This window comes from Ruegeria sp. BHSA123 (assembly GCF_059613425.1).
Genome location: NZ_JBXWSL010000115.1, coordinates 1 through 5,546, shown reverse-complemented (window position 1 = coordinate 5,546; position 5,546 = coordinate 1). Strand labels below are relative to the sequence as shown.

The window sequence follows — 5,546 nt, the reverse complement described above, 5'->3', positions numbered from 1 at the left end:
TCAAAAGCCAACCCGCCAAATTCTTCGTCAACAACGTAGCGATTGTAGAAGGTCGCAGTGTTCTGATCGATTGGCGGAAGCGTACTGTCGGCCAGTGAGGCCAGAACAGTTGCAAAGATCGAATGCACATGCATGACGCAGCGCGCGTGTGGGCAATGGCGATGGATCGAGCCGTGCAGGCCCCAGGCCGTGGGATCAGGTGCACCGGGCTGTGACATCACATCCGGATCGTTGGCGTTCAACAGCAACAGATCAGACGCGCGAATACGCGAGAAATGCGCCTGATTGGGGTTCATAAGGAACTGCGTCCCGTCTTTGTTCACAGCAAGACTGAAATGGTTGGCAACGGCTTCATGCATATTCAGCCGGGCTGTCCAGCGAAAGGTTGCGGCCATGTCCACACGTTCTGACCAATGGTCGATATTGGGGCGAAGGCTAGTGAGGCTCATGTGTGGAGTCCTTTGACAACTGCGAATGACCAAAGCCTGCATTTGGTCCGGCAATTTGACCAACGAAAAAAACGCAACTATCCCATTAGCTGAACTTATGCCGGAGTTATGTCGATGCAAAACAGGCTTCCCCCGCTGGGCTGGCTGCGCACATTCGAAGCCGCAGCCCGCCATCTGTCATTCACCGACGCGGCGCGGGATCTGAACATGACGCAAAGTGCGGTCAGTCAGCAGATCAAATCGCTGGAAGGTCATCTGGGTCAGCCATTGTTCCTGCGACGCCCGAAGGCGCTTGAGCTGACAGAGGCCGGGATCACCTATTTGCCGGTGGTGCGCGAGGCGTTTCGGACGCTGATACGGGGCACTCAGGCGGTTACTGGCGCGCAACAGAACGCGGTACAGGTGCAGTGCAACATCAGTTTCGCCGTGAACTGGCTGGCCCCGCGCCTGCCGTTATTTCGGGCGGAACACCCGGATGTTCAGCTGAACATCTTCACCGAGTTGTGGGAGCCGCGCGAGATGGCCGAAGGCGCAGCGGTCGAGATCAGGTTTTCCCTTCGACCTTCGGATACGACCAGAACAGAAATGCTGCGCTCTGAATATTACTATCCCGTCTGCGCGCCGGGATATCAGGTGTGTCTGCAAGACCTTCAGGAAAAACCCCTGTTCGACTGTTCCAACCTTTTGATCAACTGGGCGACATGGGCGGAAGATCAGGGTCTGAATTGGCAGAATCCTTCTATTACCTACGCAACAACCTATTTGGTTTGTTTGTCAGCCGCGATGGCCGGAGGTGGCCTGTGCCTGGCCCATGACACCATCGCGGGTCACCTGATCGATCAGGGGCGGCTGATCGCACCATTTGAGCATCGCGCCCCGATGCCCGAGGCGTATTATCTGCTGCTCTCCCCTCAGGCTGAGGATACGCCCGGGGCCGTCACCTTTGCGAACTGGATACGGCGAGAATTCGGGTCCGAAACGTAAACTCGACGGGTTCCTGGGCGCTGTCGGCACCTATGTCAGCTTTCGATGGCCGGGATGGGCAGATTTGCAGGATTGTGATCCGTCGGCAGTAGTGAAGAACCGGGGTTGCACCCGCGCGCGCATTCGTGAAAGTTGAGCCATGGAAAACACACCCTTCCCAACTTGGCCCGATGTCGCCCCCAAATTGATCGCAGTTGCTGCCGGACGTGAGGCAGCAGATACGGTAATAACGGGTGGGACTTGGGTAAATGTGCACAGCCGCGAACTGCTGCCGAACCATTCTGTTGCAATCGCCGCAGGCCGGATTGCATTTGTCGGTCCAGACGCCTCGCATTGTACCGGACCAGAGACACAGGTTATCGACGCGCAAGGCCGCTATATCCTGCCCGGCTTATGCGACGCGCATATGCACATCGAATCGGGGATGCTGACCCCCGCCGAGTTTGCTCGCGCGGTGATCCCTCATGGCACAACCAGTATGTTCACCGACCCGCACGAGATCGCCAATGTGTTGGGGCTGGATGGTGTGCGCATGATGCATGACGAAGCAATGATGCAGCCGGTCAACATCTTCACTCAGATGCCCTCCTGCGCGCCGTCTGCACCGGGGTTAGAGACGACAGGCTATGAAATCACCCCCGAAGACGTCGCCGAGGCGATGAAATGGCCCGGGATCATCGGCTTGGGTGAAATGATGAACTTCCCCGGCGTGATTCACGGCGATCCCAAGATGCTGGCCGAGATTGCGGCCACGCAGCGGGCAGGAAAGATTGTTGGCGGGCATTACGCATCCCCTGATTTAGGGCCTGATTTTGCGGCTTACGTGGCTGGCGGACCTGCCGATGACCACGAAGGCACCTGCGAAGCGGATGCCATCGCACGGGTTCGTCAAGGAATGCGTTCGATGATGCGGTTGGGCTCGGCCTGGTATGACGTTGAAAGCCAGATTACCGCAGTAACCGAGAAAGGCCTGGATGCGCGCAATTTCATCCTGTGCACGGATGACTGCCACTCTGCAACGCTGGTCAATGAAGGGCATATGAATCGCGTCGTGCGCCACGCCATTGCCTGCGGCTGTGACCCGCTTGTTGCCGTGCAGATGGCGACGATCAACACCGCCACGCATTTCGGTCTGGAACGCGAGATTGGATCGGTCACGCCGGGACGACGGGCGGATATCATCCTCAGCTCTGACCTGACCGAATTGCCGGTCGAACTGGTCATAGCGCGCGGGCAGGTTGTCGCGGAAAACGGGGTGATCAAGGTTGATTGCCCCCATCTAAACTGGCCCGACAAGGCACGTCGCACGGTTCATCTGAAGCATGCGCTGACCTCGACCGATTTTGAGATCACGGCGCCGAAGGGCGCAAACAAGGTAAGGGCCAACGTCATTGGCGTGGTAGAAAACCAGGCCCCCACTAAAGCGCTGAAAGCCGAATTGCCGATTATCGGCGGGCTTGTTGAAGGTGAGGGTGACGTATGTCAGATCTCACTGGTCGAACGACACCGGGCGACAGGGGGCGTCACCAATGCCTTTGTCTCGGGGTTTGGATATCAGGGAAAAATGGCCATGGCCTCGACCGTGGCACATGACAGTCACCACATGATCGTCGTCGGCACGGACCGTGAACAGATGGCGCTGGCCGCGAATCGACTGGCCGAGGTGGGTGGCGGCATCACGATCTTCCGGGACGGCCAGGAACTGGCGATGGTCGAACTTCCCATTGCCGGTCTGATGTCCGACAGCCCGGCCGCTGAAGTTGCGGCCAAGGCGGACAGGATGGTTCAAGCCATGCAGGAATGTGGCTGCAATCTGAACAACGCATATATGCAACATTCGCTGCTGGCGTTGGTCGTCATACCGGAACTCAGGATCTCTGATCTCGGGCTGGTTGACGTGCGCACATTCAAAAAAATTGATCTTCTGGAACCCTTGGCATGACGACACTCCTGACACCTGAGGCCCTTTCGCCAGAACAGTTCACCGATCCCGCAGCCGCAGTTGCGCGACTGGAGGAGCTTTACACTCAAGCAACAGAATTTCTGTGCGACAGCTTCTCGAAGGTACTGCAAAATGGAGCACCAACCGCCAGATACAGGGCCTATTACCCCGAGATTCGCATAATGACGTCGACCTATGCTCAAGTCGACAGCCGCCTGAGTTTTGGGCATGTGGCGGAACCCGGTGTTCACGCTACAACCGTAACGCGCCCGGATTTATTCCGGTCCTACCTGACCCAGCAGATTGCCCTGTTGATCAAGAATCACGACCAACCGGTGACGATTGCAGCGTCGGACACACCTATTCCGGTGCATTTTGCCGTGGCGAATACGTCAGGTCTGGTTGTGCCGCATCAGGGGGCGGCTGCTTTCACCCTGCGCGATGTGTTTGACGTGCCGGATCTGACCACCACGAATGACGACATCGTTAACGGCGTGCACGATCATGAAGACGCCGTCGGGCCCTTGTCATTGTTTACTGCCCAGCGCGTCGATTATTCACTTGCGCGACTGGCACATTACACAGCGACAGATGCCCGGCATTTTCAGAACCACGTTCTGTTCACGAACTATCAGTTCTATGTTTCGGAATTCGAGAACTACGCCCGTGAGCAGTTGGCTGATCCCAGCAGCGGGTATACCAGCTTTGTCTCGACCGGGAATGTTGAGATCACGGAGCCGGACGCAGAAATCGAGCAACCGCTGAAACTGCCGCAAATGCCAACCTATCATCTGAAGCGTGAAGATGGTTCGGGTCTTACTTTGGTGAACATCGGTGTCGGCCCCTCGAATGCGAAAACTGCGACCGACCATATCGCGGTTCTGCGCCCGCACGCGTGGTTGATGGTTGGCCATTGCGCCGGATTGCGCAACACGCAGGCATTGGGCGATTTCGTTCTGGCCCATGCATATCTACGTGATGACAAGGTTCTGGATGATGACCTGCCGGTCTGGGTGCCCATCCCGCCCCTGGCCGAAGTTCAGGTCGCGCTGGAACGCGCCGTGGCCGAGGTGACCGAGCTGGAAGGGTATGAACTGAAGCGGATCATGCGGACGGGAACAGTTGCATCGGTCGACAATCGCAACTGGGAACTGCGCGATCAATCCGGGCCGGTTCAGCGCCTCAGCCAGTCGCGGGCCATCGCGCTGGATATGGAAAGCGCCACCATCGCCGCGAACGGCTATCGCTTCCGCGTTCCTTACGGCACATTGTTGTGCGTTTCGGACAAACCCCTGCACGGCGAACTAAAGCTGCCGGGCATGGCGTCGTCCTTTTATACCACCCAGGTCAGCCGTCATTTGATGATCGGGATACGCGCCATGGAGCACCTGCGTGGCATGCCGTTAGAGCGTTTGCACAGCCGGAAATTGCGTTCCTTCGACGAAACTGCCTTCCTCTGACGCAAAAAAGCAACGTTTTCCCCATATTTTTAGGGGTTTCTGCGCTACTATTCGTTGTGTTTGGCCACAATATCCCGTTACAGTTACGCGGTGAGGCCCTATAGATCGGGCACGTTAAGGAGACCAAGAAATGGCAAAACCTATGACAAAGACTCAGCTGGTTGCTGCTCTCGCTGAGGAAATGGGAACCGATAAGAAATCCGCGAACTCTGCGCTTGAGGCCATCACCGGCCTGATCACGCGCGAAGTTTCCGCAGGTGGTGCAGTGACCCTGCCTGGCGTCGGCAAAATCTACTGCCGCGAACGCCCTGAGCGTCAGGTCCGCAACCCGGCAACCGGTGAAACCTTCACCAAAGAAGCCGACAAGGTTGTGAAAATGACCATCGCGAAAGCACTGAAAGACAGCGTGAACGGCTGATCTCAAGCGCTTGGAACCATATAAAGGGGTGGCGGTTACGCGGCCCCTTTTTTGTGCCTGAGCTTCACAATTTAAAGCCTGCGCACATGTGTCCTAAGGCATCAGCGTTCTTATTCAGACTGTAAATATGGGCTACAATCCAACACCGGATGTCCTTGGCACGTTTTTTACGGACAACCCTTTTGAGCCTCCCCATCTGAACTGGTCCACCGCTATGTTTAGGAAACGGAGGACCAAGAATGGCAAACAAGCGACCGAAGCCGGAAGAGATTGTCTCAAAGTTACGGCAGGTT

General features: G+C 56.9%; 6 protein-coding genes. 4 read left to right on the top strand and 2 right to left on the bottom strand.

Annotated features, from left to right (window positions below; genetic code table 11):
- On the bottom strand, positions 1–449 hold a 449-nt coding region (locus tag AC2FNC_RS19935; RefSeq protein WP_496716438.1), incomplete at its 3' end, for a class II aldolase/adducin family protein.
- A gap of 114 nt (positions 450–563) precedes the next feature.
- Between AC2FNC_RS19935 and AC2FNC_RS19930 the strand changes: the two genes are divergently transcribed.
- The 4 genes from AC2FNC_RS19930 (at position 564) to AC2FNC_RS19915 (ending at position 5,253) form a co-directional block, all read left to right on the top strand.
- Positions 564–1,433 carry a LysR family transcriptional regulator gene (locus tag AC2FNC_RS19930; protein ID WP_480555072.1) on the top strand — a complete coding sequence of 290 codons (870 nt, stop codon included), beginning with the start codon at positions 564–566 and terminating at the stop codon, positions 1,431–1,433.
- 139 nt (positions 1,434–1,572) lie between these two features.
- Positions 1,573–3,375 carry an adenine deaminase gene (gene ade / locus AC2FNC_RS19925; protein ID WP_480555073.1) on the top strand — a complete coding sequence of 601 codons (1,803 nt, stop codon included), beginning with the start codon at positions 1,573–1,575 and terminating at the stop codon, positions 3,373–3,375.
- The gene (locus AC2FNC_RS19920) at positions 3,372–4,835 is read left to right on the top strand and encodes an AMP nucleosidase (RefSeq protein ID WP_480606033.1); all 1,464 of its coding nucleotides are present in this window, start codon (positions 3,372–3,374) and stop codon (positions 4,833–4,835) included. The genes ade and AC2FNC_RS19920 overlap by 4 nt, the downstream gene beginning before the upstream one ends.
- Positions 4,836–4,965: 130 nt before the next feature.
- Positions 4,966–5,253: an HU family DNA-binding protein gene (locus tag AC2FNC_RS19915; protein ID WP_117871130.1), complete on the top strand. Its 288-nt coding sequence runs from the start codon at positions 4,966–4,968 to the stop codon at positions 5,251–5,253.
- Between the two features lie 64 nt (positions 5,254–5,317).
- Here the strand turns inward: AC2FNC_RS19915 and AC2FNC_RS19910 are convergent.
- On the bottom strand, positions 5,318–5,546 hold a 229-nt coding region (locus AC2FNC_RS19910), incomplete at its 5' end, for a hypothetical protein (RefSeq protein WP_496716437.1).